This is a genomic window from uncultured Chloroflexus sp. (genome assembly GCF_937951745.1).
Taxonomy (GTDB): Bacteria; Chloroflexota; Chloroflexia; order Chloroflexales; family Chloroflexaceae; genus Chloroflexus.
The window spans coordinates 32,915-49,136 of sequence record NZ_CALFBQ010000038.1; the positions used below are offsets into that span (position 1 = coordinate 32,915).

At 59.3% G+C, this 16,222-nt stretch carries 15 protein-coding genes; all 15 read left to right on the plus strand.

Going from position 1 to position 16,222, the window contains the following annotated elements; genetic code table 11:
* Positions 1 to 358 precede the first annotated feature (358 nt).
* Entirely contained in the window at positions 359 to 1,222 is an 864-nt protein-coding gene (locus Q1A59_RS09710; RefSeq protein ID WP_298406981.1) for a DUF1641 domain-containing protein, read from the plus strand.
* Positions 1,223 to 1,324: 102 nt separating this feature from the next.
* Positions 1,325 to 1,669, plus strand: a complete 345-nt coding sequence (gene hypA / locus Q1A59_RS09715) for a hydrogenase maturation nickel metallochaperone HypA (protein ID WP_298406979.1) — start codon at positions 1,325 to 1,327, stop codon at positions 1,667 to 1,669.
* Positions 1,666 to 2,340, plus strand: coding sequence for a hydrogenase nickel incorporation protein HypB (hypB, locus tag Q1A59_RS09720; protein WP_298406976.1), 675 nt, complete (start codon positions 1,666 to 1,668; stop codon positions 2,338 to 2,340). The genes hypA and hypB overlap by 4 nt, the downstream gene beginning before the upstream one ends.
* 122 nt (positions 2,341 to 2,462) lie before the next feature.
* Positions 2,463 to 3,434: a hydrogenase gene (locus Q1A59_RS09725; RefSeq protein WP_299644918.1), complete on the plus strand. Its 972-nt coding sequence runs from the start codon at positions 2,463 to 2,465 to the stop codon at positions 3,432 to 3,434.
* 18 nt (positions 3,435 to 3,452) lie between these two features.
* Positions 3,453 to 5,090 (plus strand): nickel-dependent hydrogenase large subunit, encoded by a 1,638-nt coding sequence (locus Q1A59_RS09730; RefSeq protein ID WP_298483039.1) that lies wholly within the window; start codon positions 3,453 to 3,455, stop codon positions 5,088 to 5,090.
* Positions 5,091 to 5,401: 311 nt separating this feature from the next.
* Positions 5,402 to 5,923: a hydrogenase maturation protease gene (locus Q1A59_RS09735; RefSeq protein ID WP_298408448.1), complete on the plus strand. Its 522-nt coding sequence runs from the start codon at positions 5,402 to 5,404 to the stop codon at positions 5,921 to 5,923.
* Complete coding sequence (locus Q1A59_RS09740) at positions 5,904 to 6,215, plus strand: hydrogenase maturation protease (protein ID WP_298408445.1); 312 nt, start codon at positions 5,904 to 5,906, stop codon at positions 6,213 to 6,215. The genes Q1A59_RS09735 and Q1A59_RS09740 overlap by 20 nt, the downstream gene beginning before the upstream one ends.
* On the plus strand, positions 6,212 to 7,435 hold the full coding sequence (locus tag Q1A59_RS09745; RefSeq protein WP_298408443.1) for a hypothetical protein: 1,224 nt from the start codon (positions 6,212 to 6,214) through the stop codon (positions 7,433 to 7,435). Before Q1A59_RS09740 ends, Q1A59_RS09745 begins: the two co-directional genes overlap by 4 nt.
* A gap of 184 nt (positions 7,436 to 7,619) precedes the next feature.
* Positions 7,620 to 7,982: a hypothetical protein gene (locus Q1A59_RS09750; RefSeq protein WP_298408441.1), complete on the plus strand. Its 363-nt coding sequence runs from the start codon at positions 7,620 to 7,622 to the stop codon at positions 7,980 to 7,982.
* Between the two features lie 61 nt (positions 7,983 to 8,043).
* Entirely contained in the window at positions 8,044 to 8,901 is an 858-nt protein-coding gene (locus Q1A59_RS09755) for a NifU family protein (RefSeq protein ID WP_298408438.1), read from the plus strand.
* Positions 8,898 to 10,001 carry an NHL repeat-containing protein gene (locus Q1A59_RS09760; protein WP_298408435.1) on the plus strand — a complete coding sequence of 368 codons (1,104 nt, stop codon included), beginning with the start codon at positions 8,898 to 8,900 and terminating at the stop codon, positions 9,999 to 10,001. The genes Q1A59_RS09755 and Q1A59_RS09760 overlap by 4 nt, the downstream gene beginning before the upstream one ends.
* Positions 10,002 to 10,166: 165 nt before the next feature.
* Positions 10,167 to 10,433, plus strand: a complete 267-nt coding sequence (locus tag Q1A59_RS09765) for a HypC/HybG/HupF family hydrogenase formation chaperone (RefSeq protein ID WP_298408433.1) — start codon at positions 10,167 to 10,169, stop codon at positions 10,431 to 10,433.
* Between the two features lie 168 nt (positions 10,434 to 10,601).
* Positions 10,602 to 11,723 carry a hydrogenase formation protein HypD gene (gene hypD / locus Q1A59_RS09770; RefSeq protein WP_298408430.1) on the plus strand — a complete coding sequence of 374 codons (1,122 nt, stop codon included), beginning with the start codon at positions 10,602 to 10,604 and terminating at the stop codon, positions 11,721 to 11,723.
* 38 nt (positions 11,724 to 11,761) lie between these two features.
* A complete protein-coding gene (hypE, locus tag Q1A59_RS09775; protein WP_298408422.1) occupies positions 11,762 to 12,817 on the plus strand; it encodes a hydrogenase expression/formation protein HypE in 1,056 nt (351 codons plus the stop codon).
* A gap of 322 nt (positions 12,818 to 13,139) precedes the next feature.
* On the plus strand, positions 13,140 to 16,142 hold the full coding sequence (locus Q1A59_RS09780; RefSeq protein WP_298408419.1) for a leucine--tRNA ligase: 3,003 nt from the start codon (positions 13,140 to 13,142) through the stop codon (positions 16,140 to 16,142).
* Positions 16,143 to 16,222 lie beyond the last annotated feature (80 nt).

Sequence of the window (16,222 nt, forward strand, 5' to 3'; positions counted from 1 at the left end):
CCATACGATGGATGATAAACGCAAAGGCGCGAGGGTGCAAAGCGTGGAAGGAGAGGAAGTCAGAATGGACTATTATCCCAACATCTCTATGCAACGCTGACTTATGGTTTTGCACACCATACCTACGAACAAATGCACCGCTGTCGTAACCTATGGTTATGAAGCTGCTACTTGACGTTAACAGTTCGCGACGATTATAATTTGTGCTAATAGTCACGTTCTACACTCTACAAATTGGCTATGCCGCCACTCGCCAAGATGCGCTGAATCTGGAACAGAGACGCGAAGGAGGTACAGACTTCTAAGCGTCAACCAATTGTTGGTACTCGCCATCAATCACTGTTGTAAGAGGAACACCATGAGCAGCAATGGCGCCGCCACGTATGCCGACCGTCCGCTGAACGCCGCCGCCTTACTCGACCGGCTGAACGAACCGCAGACGGCTGCTGCCCTTCACCGCTTACTCGACCACGCCGAATTGCTTGCTTTTTCAGCAGGTGCAGTTGATAGTCTCTTGCAACGCGGTGAAGTGATCGCCGATAATGTGGCGGCTAGTATGCAAGAGTTGCGCGCGGCGCTGCCGGCGGAGAGTGGCGAGATCGCCGGCCAACTGGTGCGGCTGGCGCGCACGTTGCCGCAGTTGACCGATACGGTTGAGCAACTCGCAACGCTCACTAGCCAACCGGCCTTTCAGCGCTTGCTCGTCACGCTTAGCAAACCACAAACCCTCGCGGCACTCGACCGATTGCTCAGCCAGAGCGAGTTACTCGCCTTCCTTGTGAGCGCACTTGATCACCTGCTTGCCCGTGGTGATGAGCTGACCGAGAATATCCGTAGTTCGGTCGAAGAATTGCGTGTTGTGCTGAGCAATAGCGCGATCACGCCTGATAAGCTGATAGATGCCTTTATCGCCTTCTTGCCGTACTTCCCGCGACTTGTGGCAGTTGCCCCTAACTTTATCGAGGTGATTGAGAAGATCGAGCCGTTCATTGCCTCTGCCGAATTCGATGCCCTACTCGATTCGGGGGTGTTCCACCCAGACACGGTGAAACTGGTCGGCGAAGCCGGCGACGCCTTCGTTGCCAGCCGCGAGACGTTGCGCCAGTCACCAAAACCCGTCGGTCTATTCGGGCTACTCCGCGCTTTGCGCGACCCCGATGTACAACGCGCCGCTGGCCTGATCGTCGAATTTGGTCGCCGCTTTGGCAGTTCGTTGAAGTGAAGGAGCGCCAAGACGCTAAGGACGCCAACGCAAAGGCGGGAAGAGTACTGCTATGCTTAAGCTGTGTCCTTTGCGCACGTTGCGCCTTTACATTCAAAACCTATGCACGAATTATCTATCGCCTACAACATCGTGAAGATTGCCAGCGCCGCCGCTGCCGAAGCTGGCGCAGATGAGATCAGCGCCGTTCATTTACGAATAGGCGCACTGGCCGGCGTGGTCGCCGATGCGCTGCGCTTCAGTTTTGCCATCGCCGCCGAAGGCACGCCTCTGGCCAACGCCGAATTGATGATCGAAGAGGTGCCAGTAACAGTCTTTTGCCCCACCTGCAACACCGAAGTGACCTTACCGAACCCGCGCTTGTTTCGTTGCCCGCAGTGCAACCAACCCTCCGGCCAGATCGTTCACGGGCGCGAATTGGAATTAGTGGCATTGGAGACGCCATGAGTTACGAAGCCAAACGGTTGATCGAGATTCGACAGGGTGTGTTGAGCAAGAATGACCAACTCGCCGCCGAGCTGCGCAGCCGCTTTCACGCCGCTGGTGTGTTTGTAGTCAACCTGCTCTCTAGCCCCGGCGCCGGCAAGACCAGCCTGCTCGAAGCGACGATGCGCGCGCTGCTGGCCGAATACCGGGTAGCGGCACTGGTTGGCGATCTCGCCACCGATAACGACGCCCGCCGATTAGCCCGGAGTGGCGGTTTGGTGCGTCAAATTCAGACCGGTGATATGTGTCATCTTGAGGCAGACATCGTTGCGCGCCACCTTGAAGGTTGGGATTTGAACGAGCTTGATCTACTGTTTATCGAGAACGTTGGTAATCTGGTTTGCCCATCAGGATATGACCTCGGTGAAGCAACCCGAGTCGTGCTGCTTTCGACAACCGAGGGCGAAGATAAACCTTTGAAGTACCCTTCAACCTTCGCTACTGCCGATGCAGTGTTGTTGACCAAGATGGATTTAGCTGAGCCGGTGGGATTTGATCGCGCAATGGCCGAAGAGAATATTCGCGCTGTTAACCCGCTCGCGCCGATCATTGCGACATCTGCCCGTCACGAAGGTGGTCTCGACGAGTGGCTGGTATGGCTTCGCGAGCGTTTCAAGGCGCAAAGGGGTTAACGCAAAGGCGCAAAGCGTACCAAAGGTTTTGATAGTCGGATAAGTAAGTTTGTGGTTCTTACTATCATCGCGATGTAGCTTTTGGTTCCGGGTTGTAGTTGTGATGACAAGGAGACGGTTGAATGGCGACACTGCTTTGGCTGCAGGGCGGCGCTTGTAGCGGCAACACGATGTCGTTCCTCAACGCCGAGGAGCCCAGCGCCTGCGATTTGGTGACCGATTTCGGTATCGAGATTCTCTGGCACCCGTCGCTTGGGATGGAGTTGGGCAAAAACGCAAAGCGGATTTTCCACGATTGCACCAGCGGCGCGCGCCCGCTCGATATCTTTGTCTTTGAAGGATCGGTGATACAGGCGCCAAACGGCACTGGCCGCTACAACATGTTCGCCGATCGCCCGATGCAAGAATGGGTACGCGAGTTGGCTGCACAGGCCGGCATTGTGGTTGCAATCGGCGATTGCGCCTGCTGGGGTGGCATCCCGGCGATGGCCCCCAACCCCAGCCAGTCTACTGGTCTCCAATTCCACAAGCGTGAACTCGGTGGCTTTCTTGGCCCCAACTGGCGCTCGAAGGCTGGCTTGCCGGTGATTAACATCCCCGGCTGCCCTGCCCACCCCGATTGGGTGACGCAGATTCTGGTCGCCGTCGCCAGTGGCCGCGCTGCCGACATCGCGCTCGATGATTTGCAACGCCCACAGACCTTCTTTACCAGCTTCACCCAAACCGGCTGCACCCGTGTGCAGTTCTTCGAGTACAAGCAATCGACGCTCGAATTTGGGCAGGGCACCCGCACTGGCTGTCTCTTCTACGAGTTTGGCTGCCGCGGCCCGATGACCCGCTCGCCCTGCAACCGCATCCTCTGGAATCGCCAGTCGTCGAAGACTCGCGCCGGTATGCCCTGCACCGGCTGCACCGAGCCAGAGTTCCCCTTCTTTGATCTGGCCCCCGGCACCGTCTTCAAGACCCAGAAGATCAGTGGCGCGATTCCGAAGGAAGTGCCAACCGGCACCGATCCGGTCAGCTATATGGCCCTCGCAGCGGCGGCGCGAGTGGCAGCGCCGAAGTGGGCAAAAGAGGATATGTTTGTTGTATAAGCTAGGAAGAAGCTGGCAATGGTCAATATTACCGAGAATCCGGCAACGATCACCGGGCGCGATCTGCGCATTAGCCCGCTTGGCCGCGTCGAGGGTGACCTCGACCTGCGCGTCACAATCCGCGATGGGGTTGTGACCGGTGCATGGACTGAGGCCTCGATGTTTCGCGGCTTTGAGATTATTTTGAAGGGCAAAGATCCGCAGGCCGGCTTGATCGTCACGCCGCGCATCTGTGGCATCTGCGGCGGCAGCCACTTGACAAAAGCGGCCTACGCGCTCGATACGGCATGGCAAACTGAGTTGCCGCCCAATGCGACCCTGATTCGCAATATCGCGCAAGCTTGCGAGACACTGCAAAGCATTCCACGCTGGTTCTATGCGCTATTCGCTATCGACCTGACCAACAAGAAGTACGCCCACCTACCCGAATACGATGAGGCGGTGCGCCGGTTCGCTCCCTTTGTCGGCACGAGCTATGAGCACGGCGTGACCCTTTCAAATAAGCCGGTCGAGATTTACGCCATCTTTGGCGGCCAGTGGCCCCACTCTAGCTTCATGATCCCCGGCGGTGTGATGTGCGCGCCGACGCTGGCCGATGTCACCCGTGCGATCGCTATTCTCGAATACTGGAAGGATGAGTGGCTGGAGAAGAAGTGGCTCGGCTGCTCAGTCGATCGCTGGATGCAGAACAAGAGCTGGGCCGATGTGATGGAGTGGATGCACGAGAACGAGCGTCATTACAACTCCGACTGCGGCTTCTTCATTCGCTTTGCGATGGCCGCCGGTCTCGATACGTATGGCGCTGGCTGGAATAACTACATCGCTACCGGCACCTATTTCCATCCCGAACACTACGCCCGCCCGACGATCGAGGGGCGCAACGCGGCGCTGATCGCGCGCTCAGGTGTCTATGTCAACGGCCAGTTCTACGATTTTGATCAGGCCAACGTGCGCGAAGACGTGACCCACTCGTTTTACGAAGGCAGCTATGCGCTGCACCCATTTGAAGGGCGCACCGAGCCGATTGATCCCGAAGTTGGCCGCCGGCAGGGCAAGTACACGTGGGCCAAAGCGCCCCGCTATCTCATCCCCGGTGTCGGCAGCCATCCGGTCGAGGCCGGCCCACTGGCCCGGCAGGTGATTGCTGGCCGCCCCGGCGCCGCCGATTGGCAAGACTACGACCCACTCTTCCTCGATGCAGTGACAACGGTCGGGCCGAGTGTGTTGGTGCGGGTGATGGCTCGCATGCACGAAGCGCCCAAGTATTACAAGCTGGTGCGCAAGTGGCTTGACCAGATCAATCTGCACGAGAAGTTTTATATCAAGCCGAAGGAGCTGCCCGAAGGGCGGGGGTTCGGTTCGACCGAAGCCGCTCGCGGTAGTCTCTCGGACTGGATCGTGCTCAAGGATGGCAAGATCGAGAATTATCAGGTGGTAACACCAACGGCGTGGAACATCGGGCCACGCGATGGCCGTGATGTCAATGGGCCGATGGAACAAGCCTTCCTCGGCGCGCCGATTGCCGATCCTAACGATCCGGTCGAACTCGGCCATGTGGCGCGGAGCTACGACTCGTGCCTCGTCTGTACGGTACATGCCTACGACGAAAAGACCGGCAAAGAGTTGGCGCAGTTCCGCATTGGTGAAGGCGCGTAGCAGGGGCAAGCGCGCAAGGACGTTTGCGCCGGTAGTGAGTTGTCATTACCGGCGCAGACGGACACCGGCTGCTCAGGCTGGAGTGATATGTGGCATTGCGAGCCGCGCGGAGGGTCAGGCGGTGCTCTACCCGACACGCGGCAACGAAATCCCCCGCGATAGCGGGAACGATCCGCTCGGGGTGTCAGTCGCGGAAGAGGGAGATTACTGCGGTCGAGCGGCATCCAGCGTGGCTAGACGCTGCCGCTCCCTCGCAATGACCAGCGAGCGTGGCGTGGAAATACCTTGACTTATCGCTAGATCATTATGTCATGCATGAACAACTCCTGATTATCGGCTGTGGCAACCTCTTACGCGGCGACGACGCGGTTGGGCCGGTGTTGGTGCGGCGCTTGCTTGAACTCGGCCTGCCGCCCGGCGTTGGCGTTGCCGACGCCGGCACGAGCGGGATGGATGTCACGTTTCGCATGCGCGGAATCGATAACGTGATTTTGGTTGACGCCGCCCGCACCGGCACCGAACCCGGCACCATTTACGCAGTGCCGGGTTCGGTTGTTGAGCACTTGCCGCCGCTGACCGGCATCAATCTGCACGCTTTCCGCTGGGATCATGCGCTGGCATTTGGCCGCTGGTTGCTTAAGGATGCGTACCCGCGCTCGGTGCAGGTGTATCTGATTGAAGGGGCTGATTTCACTATCGGTGCGCCGCTTAGTCCAGCAGTTGCCGCCCGGATGGAGGATTTGGCCCAGCACCTGAGCCGTAACCCGTGGCAACCGTATCTTGGTCATCACATCGTTGATGAAGACCGAAACAATGGAGAGCTGGCTGCTTGAATTGACAGCGCAAGGCTATTTGCATCTACCAGCGATGCTGGCCCAACGCTACTTTCCTGCTGATTTGCTAGTGGCGCTGCCGCGAGATGGCGAGATTTGGTTGGCGCCGCTGCGCGGGCCGGCAGCCGGTGGTTTGTTGTTGAAGCAACGCAATGCCCGCGGCGACCGTAGTGTCTTGATTTGGGAAGTTTTGCCGCCGGCAACGCCGCCCGGCCCGCGCCGCGCCGTGTGGGATGACGATCACGGCGTGTTGCGTATGGCATTGTCGCCAGAACCGGAGCATCCTTTATGAATCATCTTGCTGTGCGTCCGCAACCGTTGGGCGTATTCGCTCTTCCTACCGGATATTTAGTCTTGCCGCCGAGTGACAAGCCCACTGCCGGCCCGGCATTAGCCGCCCTGCTGCGCGGCGAACTCCCGGCTGAATGGCCGCCGGAATGGCAGTTCTACGCGCACGCGCTGGCCGGCGAGGTCTCAGCGGCGCTGGCAGCATTACCACCGGCTAATGATCTCGTCACCCGCTACAACCGCTATGTGTTGGCCGGCGCTCCTGCCGATGACTTGACGCTCCACACGCTGCTTGAGGGCGAATTGGCATGCTTGCAAGGGGTCGCAGCGTTTACCATGGGCCATCGCCGCGAACCGCCACCGCTCGCTGGCGCGACTGGCGAGGTGCGTGCGCTGGCGTTGGTGGCCCACGCGGCGGCAGCGATTGAGCAGGGTGACATTCCTGCCGCTGACCGGCACTTTGCCGAGGCGATTGCGGCTGCTGCCCCCGTCTCGCCCGTGCTGGCCGGTCAGATCGCGCTCAACCGGGCCGAGCTGGCGATGCAGCATGGCGGTGAGCTGACGCTGATTACGCGCTGGTTGCAGCAAGCAATTGACTACACTCCACCTAAAAGCCTCTTAGAAGTGCGCGCTCGCGCGGCGGCACAACTAGGCCAACTGCTGCAAGAGCATGCCAATGGCCAGCGCGGGCCGTTGCAGGCTGCTGTGCGCTGCTACCAAGAGGCGCTTCGCTTCTACCGGCGCGAGACCTACCCGCTCGAGTTCGCCCTCATCCAAAACAATCTGGCGCTGGCTTACCTTGCGATGCCAATGACCGAAGCCGGCGACCGGTTGCGCGGCGCGATTGCAGTGCAGGCGCTGCGTGCGGCGCTCAGCGTCTACGATCCCGACCAGCATCCGCACGAGTGGACGAGCGCTCGCCTCAATTTGGCTAACGCGCTGCAATATGTTCACTCGGCACACCCGGCTGAGCATCTGCTCGAAGCAGTGGCGATTTATGAAGACCTGTTGCAGCGGCGCGATCCGATTGCTGATCCGGCTGGCTATGCCCGCATTCTAGCCAATTTGGGCAATGCTCTCGCCCATCTTGGCATCTTCGCCGAAGCCCGCGAACGGTTGCTGCAAGCCGCGCAACTCTTTGCCCAGATCGGCGATGAGCCGGCGATGATGACGGTGCGCGAGTTGCTGGCGAATATCGAACAGCACGAGGCGGTCGGAAAGTAGTGCCGGTCGTCCGGCTCCTAACGACGTAGGAATGATAAACGCAAAGGCGCAAACAACGCGAAGAGCACGAAGATTTTTTGCCATAAGCCATCCTTATTGACCAACACCCAAGCCAAACACTTTGCAATGTTGCGTTCACGATCTCCGCACCTTTGCTCGCCGTGCGTCTCTCTGTGAAAAGAGGATGGAAGCATACCAACGCCAACAATTTGATCTGCTGCTGCTGATGGCAACCGAACGCTTTATCGAACGAATCGTCGAGCGTTGTGCTGGTCCTGAAGCGGCATTGAACCGCTTGCGCGCCGATCCGCACGGCGAGGGTATCTGGCTTGATCGGTTTGTCGCGGCGATCTTTCAAGATTTTTTGCTCGATAATCCGGCGGGAGCATGTTTCGTCCTGCAAGCGTTGAGCGGACGCCCGCTGCCTTCACCGCCGGCAGGCAAGATTGAAGTGATGCTGCAAACGATGGCGCGTCAAGTGTTCGCCGAGCTGTTGGCCCTGCGCAGCGAAGAGGTGCTTGAGCAAATGATCGGGTATGGTGGCTAGCAATCGGGTTAAAGATGCCTCCGCGCTCGCTGCGGCTAAATAACAAACTATCGAGATGCTTATGTCCCAATCGCTCACTACTGCTGACGAACTCGAACAAGCCGCTGCGCGGGTTGATGCCGCGATGGCTGCTGTCGCCAAGCTCGAACCGGCGGCGCAGACCACCGCTGCCGAGTTGAAACAGGCCATCGAGGCGTTTCACAAACTGGCCCTCACCACGATCGTTCGCCGTCTCAAGCAAGACCCGCGCGGCAAAGAGCTGCTGCTCGAACTGGTCGAAGACCCCGCCGTTTACGCGCTGCTGGTGATGCACGGCATTGTGCGCGCTGATCCGCTCACTCGCGCCCGCCGCGTGCTCGACGGCGCACGCCCCTATATGCAATCGCACGGCGGCGATGCCGAATTGGTTAATGTGCGCGACGGCGTGGCTTACGTGCGCTTGCATGGCTCGTGTAACGGCTGTTCGCTCTCGGCTGTTACCTTGCGCAAACACGTCGAAGAGGCGCTGTTGCGCGAGGTGCCGGAAATTGCTCGCCTTGAGGTGGTGAATGATCAAGCGACGCCGGCGATTCTCCGCGTCGAAGCGCAGGAAGCACCGGCAGTCGAAAAGGGATGGGTATGTGGTCCTGCCATCACCGAGGTGCCGCCCGGCCAGATGGTGAGCTTCGCCACCGAACGCGTTAGCGTGCTGATCGTCAATCTAGCCAACCGGCTGAGCGCCTACCGTAACGCTTGCGCCCATCAGGGTCGCCCGCTCGATGGCGGAATGTTTGATCCTGACGCTGGCACGCTTACCTGTCCATGGCATGGTTTCTGTTTCGATGTGCAGAGCGGCGAATGCCTCACTGCGCCGCAAGCGCAGCTTGAGCCGTTCCCACTTCAGGTTGTTGATGGCATGATTTGGGTACGACCGCAATGATTGCAAACAAGACAGTTCGTTGGTTGGGCGCGCCGGCGCCGGGTGGCTTGGCGCTGCCGGCGGCCGATGCAACACCGGCCCATCTCTATGCGCCGCGCGGTGTCTATCTCGACGACGAGCGGCTGATCGTCGTTGATTCCGGCAATCATCGCGTCTTACTATGGCACGGGTTTCCGTTCCAAGACCACCAACCAGCTGACCTTGTGCTTGGTCAGCCCGATTTCTTCCATGAAGGGCCACGCGCTGCCGGTCATAGCCCCGCCAATGGGTTCCACCTGCCAACCGGCATTGCGGTAGCTGAAGGCCGGCTCTACCTTGCCGATGCGTGGCATCATCGTGTATTATGTTGGCATCGCATACCAGATCGATCCGGCGCGCCGCCTGATAGCGTGATCGGGCAAGATTCGTTGCTCGATATCGAACCAAACCGTGGCGGCGCGGTTGGCTCACAGACGCTCTACTGGCCGTATGGCGTGGCATGGATCAACGGCTGGTTTTATATTGCTGATACTGGCAACCGGCGGGTGCTAGGATGGCATGGGTTGCCAGAGAACAGCCAGCCGCCAGACCTGATTCTCGGCCAGCCCGATCCGTGCAGCAACGCTGAAAATCGCGGCGGCCCGCCGGCAGCCAACAGTTTTCGTTGGCCACACGCCGTCGCCGGCGATGGCAAGACGTTGTATGTCGCCGATGCCGGCAACCATCGCGTGGTAGGGTGGACGCCGCCGCCAACGACTGATCGACCCGCCGATCTGGTGTTGGGGCAGCAAAATATGCAGAGCGCGTTTGAACAACCGCACGTGCCGCAGGGAGCGCACCGGCTCCGCTTTCCGTATGCGGTAGCCTGCGCCAACGACCGGTTGTTTGTAGCTGATACTGCCAACAATCGCGTGCTGCTGTGGCAACCCATCCCGCGCGCCGGAGCCGGTCTGCCGGCGCAAGCGGTCTACGGCCAGTACAATTTTGCCGATAGCGGCGAAAACCGCTGGCAAGCGGTTGGCCTCGATACGCTCTGCTGGCCTTACGGTCTCTGCGCGCATCGCCAGTGGCTGGCGATCGCCGACTCTGGTAATAATCGGGTCTTGATCTGGGAGGTGTAGGGGACGCAACCGCACAGCCGCCAAAACGCAAAGGGCGCTGAAGTTGACCCAGCATACGATTCTCACCATAAAAACCCTTGCAATCCTTGCGTTCTCTGCGCCTTTGCGTTAACACCTTTGCGCCTATGCTTACTCTGCGCCTTGACGTTAGGAAAGGAAGCGCGTATGTGTCTCGGTATTCCCGGTCGCATCGTCGAAATCTACGACAACGGCCTCACCCGGATGGGTAAGGTTGATTTCAACGGCATTGTCAAAGAAGTGTGTCTCGCTTACCTACCCGATCTGCAAGTTGGTGATTACACAATCGTGCATGTAGGTTTTGCGATTACTCGCCTCGATGAGGAATCGGCGCGCGAAACGCTCGCCCTCTTCCAATCACTCGGTGTGCTTGAAGAGGAGCTTCATCCCGATGAATCGCCCGAATCCGTCTGAGGCGAAGGCGCAAAGATTCTACACGCAAAGGTGCAAAGGCGCTAAGATGCTATAAGGTGAGTCTGTCACTACGCTTGTACCACCGTACAAAAAACGTAGTGTTCTTTGCGCCTTTGTGGTAAACCCTTTGCATCTACGCATTGATACGCATTGAATAGAGAGCACGTGATGAAATATCTTGACGAGTTTCGCGATCCTGAGCTGGCCCGCCGCCTGTTCGATCAGATCCGGCGCATTACGACCCGCCACTGGGCAATTATGGAAGTCTGCGGCGGTCAGACGCACTCGATCATTCGTAACGGAATTGACCAGTTACTGCCGCCCGAAATCGAGCTAATCCACGGCCCCGGCTGCCCAGTCTGCGTTACGCCGCTCGAAATTATCGACAAGGCACTCGCTATCGCCGCTCAACCCGGCGTGATCTTCTGCTCGTTTGGCGATATGCTGCGTGTCCCCGGCAGCCGTAAAGACCTCTTTCGCATTAAGAGTGAAGGCGGCGATGTGCGGATTGTCTATTCGCCGCTCGACGCGGTCAAGCTGGCTCAGCAACACCCTGACCGCCAAGTCGTCTTCTTCGCCATCGGCTTCGAGACCACCGCTCCCGCCAACGCAATGGCGGTCTATCAGGCGGCCCGTCTCGGCCTCAAGAACTTCTCGATGCTGGTTTCGCACGTACTGGTGCCGCCGGCTATCAGCGCGATTATGGAGTCGCCTACCAACCGCGTCCAAGGCTTCTTGGCCGCCGGCCATGTCTGTAGCGTGATGGGGACCGACGAGTACCGCCCGCTAGTCGAGAGATACCGCGTGCCCATCGTCGTCACCGGCTTCGAGCCGCTTGACGTACTCGAAGGCATTCGCCGCGTCATTCTCCAGCTTGAGCAGGGTCGCGCCGAACTCGACAACGCCTACGAACGAGCGGTTCGCCCCGAAGGCAATGTTGCCGCCAAACAGATGCTGGCCGATGTCTTCACCGTCACCGACCGGGCATGGCGCGGGATCGGCGTCATTCCGCACAGCGGCTGGCGACTAAGCGACCGCTACGCCGAGTTTGACGCCGAGCGTCGCTTTGACGTGCGCGACATCCAGACCGCTGAGTCGACTCTCTGCCGCAGCGGCGAGGTGTTGCAAGGTCTGCTCAAACCCAACCAATGCCCGGCTTTCGGCAAAGAATGCACCCCGCGCACTCCGCTCGGCGCAACGATGGTGTCGAGCGAAGGCGCATGCGCAGCGTATTATCAGTATGGCCGGTTTGTGCCGGCAAACACGATTGGCGTGGCATCGCCTCATTAAGACGCAAAGCAAGCAATGTATGTTAAGAATGACACCCTATGACCGCACCACTCGACTTTAGCAACTGGGTCTGTCCGGCGCCATTGCGCGACTATCCGGCCATCGTGATGGGTCACGGCGCCGGCGGCAAGCTCTCGGCTGAACTGATTAACCATCTCTTCCTGCCTGCGTTCGGCGGCCCGCGCGGCCCCCTCGCCGACGCTGCCCGCATCGAGATCGGCAGCGCGCGGCTGGCCATCTCTACCGATAGCTTCGTCGTGCGTCCGCTCTTCTTCCCCGGCGGCAATATTGGCGAACTGGCCGTCAACGGCACCATCAACGATATTGCCATGATGGGAGCACAGCCGCTCGGGTTGACCGCCAGCTTCATTCTCGAAGAGGGTATGCCGCTCGACCAACTCGGTGTGATTGCCGAGAGCATGGGTCGCGCTGCCCAGCAGGCCGGCGTCACCCTCATCGCTGGCGACACCAAGGTGGTTGATCGCGGTCACGGTGATGGCGTGTTCATTACCACCACTGGCTTTGGCCTGATCCCGGCAGGCGTGAATATCGGCCCTGAGCAAGCCCACCCCGGCGACGCGATTATCGTCAGCGGGCCGATTGGCCTGCACGGTGTCGCCATCCTCAGCGTGCGCGAAGGGATCGAATTCGGCGCGCCGGTCGTCTCTGACACTGCCGCGCTGCATGGCCTCGTCAGCGCAATGCTTGCCAGCGGCGCCCGCATCCACACCCTACGCGACCCCACTCGTGGCGGCGTCGCCGCTGCACTCAACGAGATCGCTGCCGATGCCCAGATCGGCATCGAAATCGTCGAGCGTGATGTTCCAGTGCCACCTACTGTCCAAGCCGCTTGCGAACTGCTCGGCATGGATCCGCTCCACATCGCCAACGAAGGCAAACTCATTGCCTTCGTCGAGCGCGACGACGCCGATCGCTTGCTAGCCGCCATGCGCTCCCACCCGCTAGGCCGCGATGCCGCCCTGATCGGCTACGCCACCGCCGATCACCCCGGCGTGGTCGTGGCTCGCACTAGCATTGGTGGGATGCGCGTGGTTGACACCCTTGTCGGCGAACAATTGCCGCGTATTTGTTAAAGACGCAAAGAGGCAAAGGTCGCGAAGGTCGCAGAGATGGGAGTGAATGGTGGGGCAAGCGCGCTTATTGGCCTCCCCACAAAAACCTTCGCGCCTTTGCGTTTACCCAACCCTTGCGTTCCTCGCAGAGCCAGACAGCCGTCCAGCTCTGCGTCTCTGCCCTCTCTGCGCCTTTTTTTGCTATAATGCAGCAAGATGCTTCGCTTTTGCACCGTGAAAGGAGGTGAGCGCATGGCCGACCCTAGCCTCGATGGCCTTAGTGATGGCCCAATTGACGATTTGATCCGTTTTCGCATGCTCACCTCAAGAGGTATTGAATCGTATGAGCGACACCAAAACCGACAAGACTCAGATTGAACGCTACGATCCCGCCGCGATCGAGGCCAAGTGGCAGACCAAGTGGGCCGCCGACCAGCTCTACCGCACCCCGCCGATCGATCCCGCCAAACCAAAGTATTACGTGCTCGATTTCTACCCCTACCCCAGCGGCGATGGCCTCAGCGTTGGCCACTGTCGTAATTATGTGCCCACCGATGTAGTGGCTCGCTACTATCGCATGCGCGGCTACAATGTGCTGCACCCAATGGGGTGGGATGCCTTCGGCTTGCCGACCGAGAATGCGGCGATTAAGACCAAAACCAACCCCGCCGTACTCACCCGCCGCTACAGCGCCAATTACAAGCGCCAGATGAATATGCTCGGCCTGAGCTACGATTGGGATCGCGAGATTACCTCCTCTGAACCCGATTATTACCACTGGACGCAGTGGATTTTCTTGCGCCTGTACCAGTCGTGGTATGACCGCCGAATCGACAAAGCTCGTCCGATCAGCGAGCTGGAAGTGGAATTGGCCGAGTATGGCACTAGCCGGCTCGATCTGGCCTTGACCGATCCGCAGGTGACGGCAGAGGAGTGGCGCAATGCGACACCGCTGCAACGCCAAGAGATTTTGCGCCGTTTTCGCTTGGCCTATCGCGGCGAAGCGGTGGTGAATTGGGATCCGGTCGATAAGACGGTGCTCGCCAACGAAGAGGTACTGCCCGATGGCACCGCGTGGCGGAGTGGCGCAAAAGTTGAACGCAAGGTGCTCAAGCAGTGGTTCTTCCGCATCACCGCTTACGCTGACCGACTCGACCGCGATCTGGATACGGTTGATTGGCCGGAACGCATCGTCACTATGCAGCGGAACTGGATCGGGCGCTCACGCGGCGCCGAGGTCGTCTTCCACACCGAGGCCGGCGATCCGATTATCGTCTTCACCACTCGCCCCGACACGCTGTGGGGAGCAACCTTCATGGTGCTCTCGCCTGAGCACCCGCTAGTAGCGAAGGTGACAACCACAGCGCAACGCGCGCAGGTTGAGGCGTATGTCGAACAGGCTCGCCAACGTCCGACCACGACCGCTGTCGCCGAAGAAAAGGAGAAGACTGGCGTCTGGACAGGTGGCTATGCGATTAATCCGGTCAACGGTGCGCGGATTCCGATCTGGATTGCTGATTATGTCTTGATGGGGTACGGTACCGGTGCGATTATGGCAGTGCCCGCTCACGACGAGCGTGACTTCGCTTTTGCGCTGAAGTACGATCTGCCGATCATTCCGGTTATTAGCCGTCCCGATAACGCTGCTCGCTCGCTATTGCGCGCCGAAACCGTAGCTGCCGATACGGCTGATGCTTTGCGCGCCGCTAATTTTACTGTCACGACCCAAGATGATGGTGATCTGTTGGTTGAGCTGTCCGGCGATCGAGCGCGTGAGTACGCCGCCATTGTGCAGCCACGTTTGAGCAATGGCTGGACGGAAGTAGCCGGGTCGGGTTGGCTGTTTATCTTCCCCGATGCAGTGTTCGAGCTTGACTCAATCGCTGCCGATGAGCATATTACGACGCGCCTGCGTGCCGCAACCGGCAACGCTGAGATTCCGTCGGCCATGGCCTATCTGCACTCGATTCCCGTCTATCGCGACCTGATCTACCACGATGATCTCGGCACGCCGATCCACTCTGGCCCGATCAACGGCATATCCGCCGATCAAGCTATCGAGCAGACGATTGCCTATCTCGAACAGCAGGGCATTGGCAAAGGCCGCACCAACTACAAGATGCGCGACTGGTTGATCAGCCGCCAGCGCTATTGGGGCACGCCGATCCCGATTATCCACCGCGAAGACGGGTTGGAAATCGCGCTCAGCGATGATGAGTTGCCGCTCACGTTACCCAACGTCGAGAGCTATGAACCGACGGCGACCGGCGAGTCGCCGCTGGCCTTGATCGATGACTGGGTGAATGTGACCCTGCCCGACGGCAGCCGGGGCCGGCGCGAGACCGATACCATGGGTACGTTCGCCTGTTCATCGTGGTACTTCCTGCGCTTCGCCGACAACCACAACGACAAGGCACTAGCCAGCCCTGAAGCGCTCGACTATTGGTTACCGGTTGATATGTACGTTGGCGGAGCTGAGCACGCCGTCATGCACCTGCTCTACGCCCGCTTCTGGACGAAAGTGCTCTACGATCTGGGAGTGGTCAAGTTCTTTGAACCATTCACCTGCTTGCGCAATCAGGGCCTCATTCTGGCCCCGGCGCGCGAGGTCAATGGCCAGATCATCATCGAGAAGATGTCGAAGTCAAAGGGCAATGTTATTACTCCCGACGAAGTAGTGGCCGAGCACGGTGCTGATGCGCTGCGCGGCTACGAGGCCTTCATCTCTGACTTCGAGCTGTCGGTGCCGTGGAACACTGACGGCGTGCCCGGTGTCAAGCGCTGGCTCGACCGGGTGTGGCGGATTGCGCTCTATCCCTCCGCGGAACGCGGCCAGAGTAACGCTACGATGAGCGAGCGCCAGTTGCGGCGCGTCGCCCACCAGACCATCCAGCGCGTCGAGAATGACATCTTGAACTTTAAGTTCAACACTATGGTCGCTGCGCTGATGGAGTTTACCAATGCGCTTTACCGCGCGCGCGACGCTGGCTTGGCCGGCACCCCGGCATGGAATGAGGCAATCGAGATCCTACTCTTGCTGATGGCGCCAATCACGCCACACATTGCTGAAGAGTTGTGGGCACGGCTCGGCAAACCCTACAGCATCCATCAGCAGCACTGGCCGGTCGCCGATCCCGCCGCCGCTGCCGAGGAAGAGGTCGAAATCGTCTTTCAAGTCAATGGCAAGGTACGTGGGAAATTGACCGTGCCGGTTGAGATTGACGAAGCGCAGTTGCGTGAATTGGCGCTGAAGAACGAGCGGGTACAGCAGTTTATCAACGGTAAACCGATCCGGAATGTTGTTGTGGTACCCGGTCGGTTGGTCAATGTGGTCGTTGGCTCGTGACGGTAGAGAGTTATCACTTGCCTGAGATCGTAGGGACGGGGTTTCAAACCCGTCCCTATAATGACTGGTGTAAACCGAAT

Bases quoted from the DNA above. Each gene is read 5' to 3' on its own strand.
- hypE (WP_298408422.1), top strand. From the start codon at position 11,762: ATGACCGCACCACTCGACTTTAGCAACTGGGTCTGTCCGGCGCCATTG.
- Q1A59_RS09745 (WP_298408443.1), top strand. From the start codon at position 6,212: ATGAATCATCTTGCTGTGCGTCCGCAACCGTTGGGCGTATTCGCTCTT.
- Q1A59_RS09765 (WP_298408433.1), top strand. From the start codon at position 10,167: ATGTGTCTCGGTATTCCCGGTCGCATCGTCGAAATCTACGACAACGGC.
- Q1A59_RS09710 (WP_298406981.1), top strand. From the start codon at position 359: ATGAGCAGCAATGGCGCCGCCACGTATGCCGACCGTCCGCTGAACGCC.
- hypB (WP_298406976.1), top strand. From the start codon at position 1,666: ATGAGTTACGAAGCCAAACGGTTGATCGAGATTCGACAGGGTGTGTTG.
- Q1A59_RS09760 (WP_298408435.1), top strand. From the start codon at position 8,898: ATGATTGCAAACAAGACAGTTCGTTGGTTGGGCGCGCCGGCGCCGGGT.
- Q1A59_RS09755 (WP_298408438.1), top strand. From the start codon at position 8,044: ATGTCCCAATCGCTCACTACTGCTGACGAACTCGAACAAGCCGCTGCG.
- hypD (WP_298408430.1), top strand. From the start codon at position 10,602: ATGAAATATCTTGACGAGTTTCGCGATCCTGAGCTGGCCCGCCGCCTG.
- Q1A59_RS09740 (WP_298408445.1), top strand. From the start codon at position 5,904: ATGGAGAGCTGGCTGCTTGAATTGACAGCGCAAGGCTATTTGCATCTA.
- hypA (WP_298406979.1), top strand. From the start codon at position 1,325: ATGCACGAATTATCTATCGCCTACAACATCGTGAAGATTGCCAGCGCC.
- Q1A59_RS09725 (WP_299644918.1), top strand. From the start codon at position 2,463: ATGGCGACACTGCTTTGGCTGCAGGGCGGCGCTTGTAGCGGCAACACG.
- Q1A59_RS09780 (WP_298408419.1), top strand. From the start codon at position 13,140: ATGAGCGACACCAAAACCGACAAGACTCAGATTGAACGCTACGATCCC.
- Q1A59_RS09750 (WP_298408441.1), top strand. From the start codon at position 7,620: ATGGAAGCATACCAACGCCAACAATTTGATCTGCTGCTGCTGATGGCA.
- Q1A59_RS09730 (WP_298483039.1), top strand. From the start codon at position 3,453: ATGGTCAATATTACCGAGAATCCGGCAACGATCACCGGGCGCGATCTG.
- Q1A59_RS09735 (WP_298408448.1), top strand. From the start codon at position 5,402: ATGCATGAACAACTCCTGATTATCGGCTGTGGCAACCTCTTACGCGGC.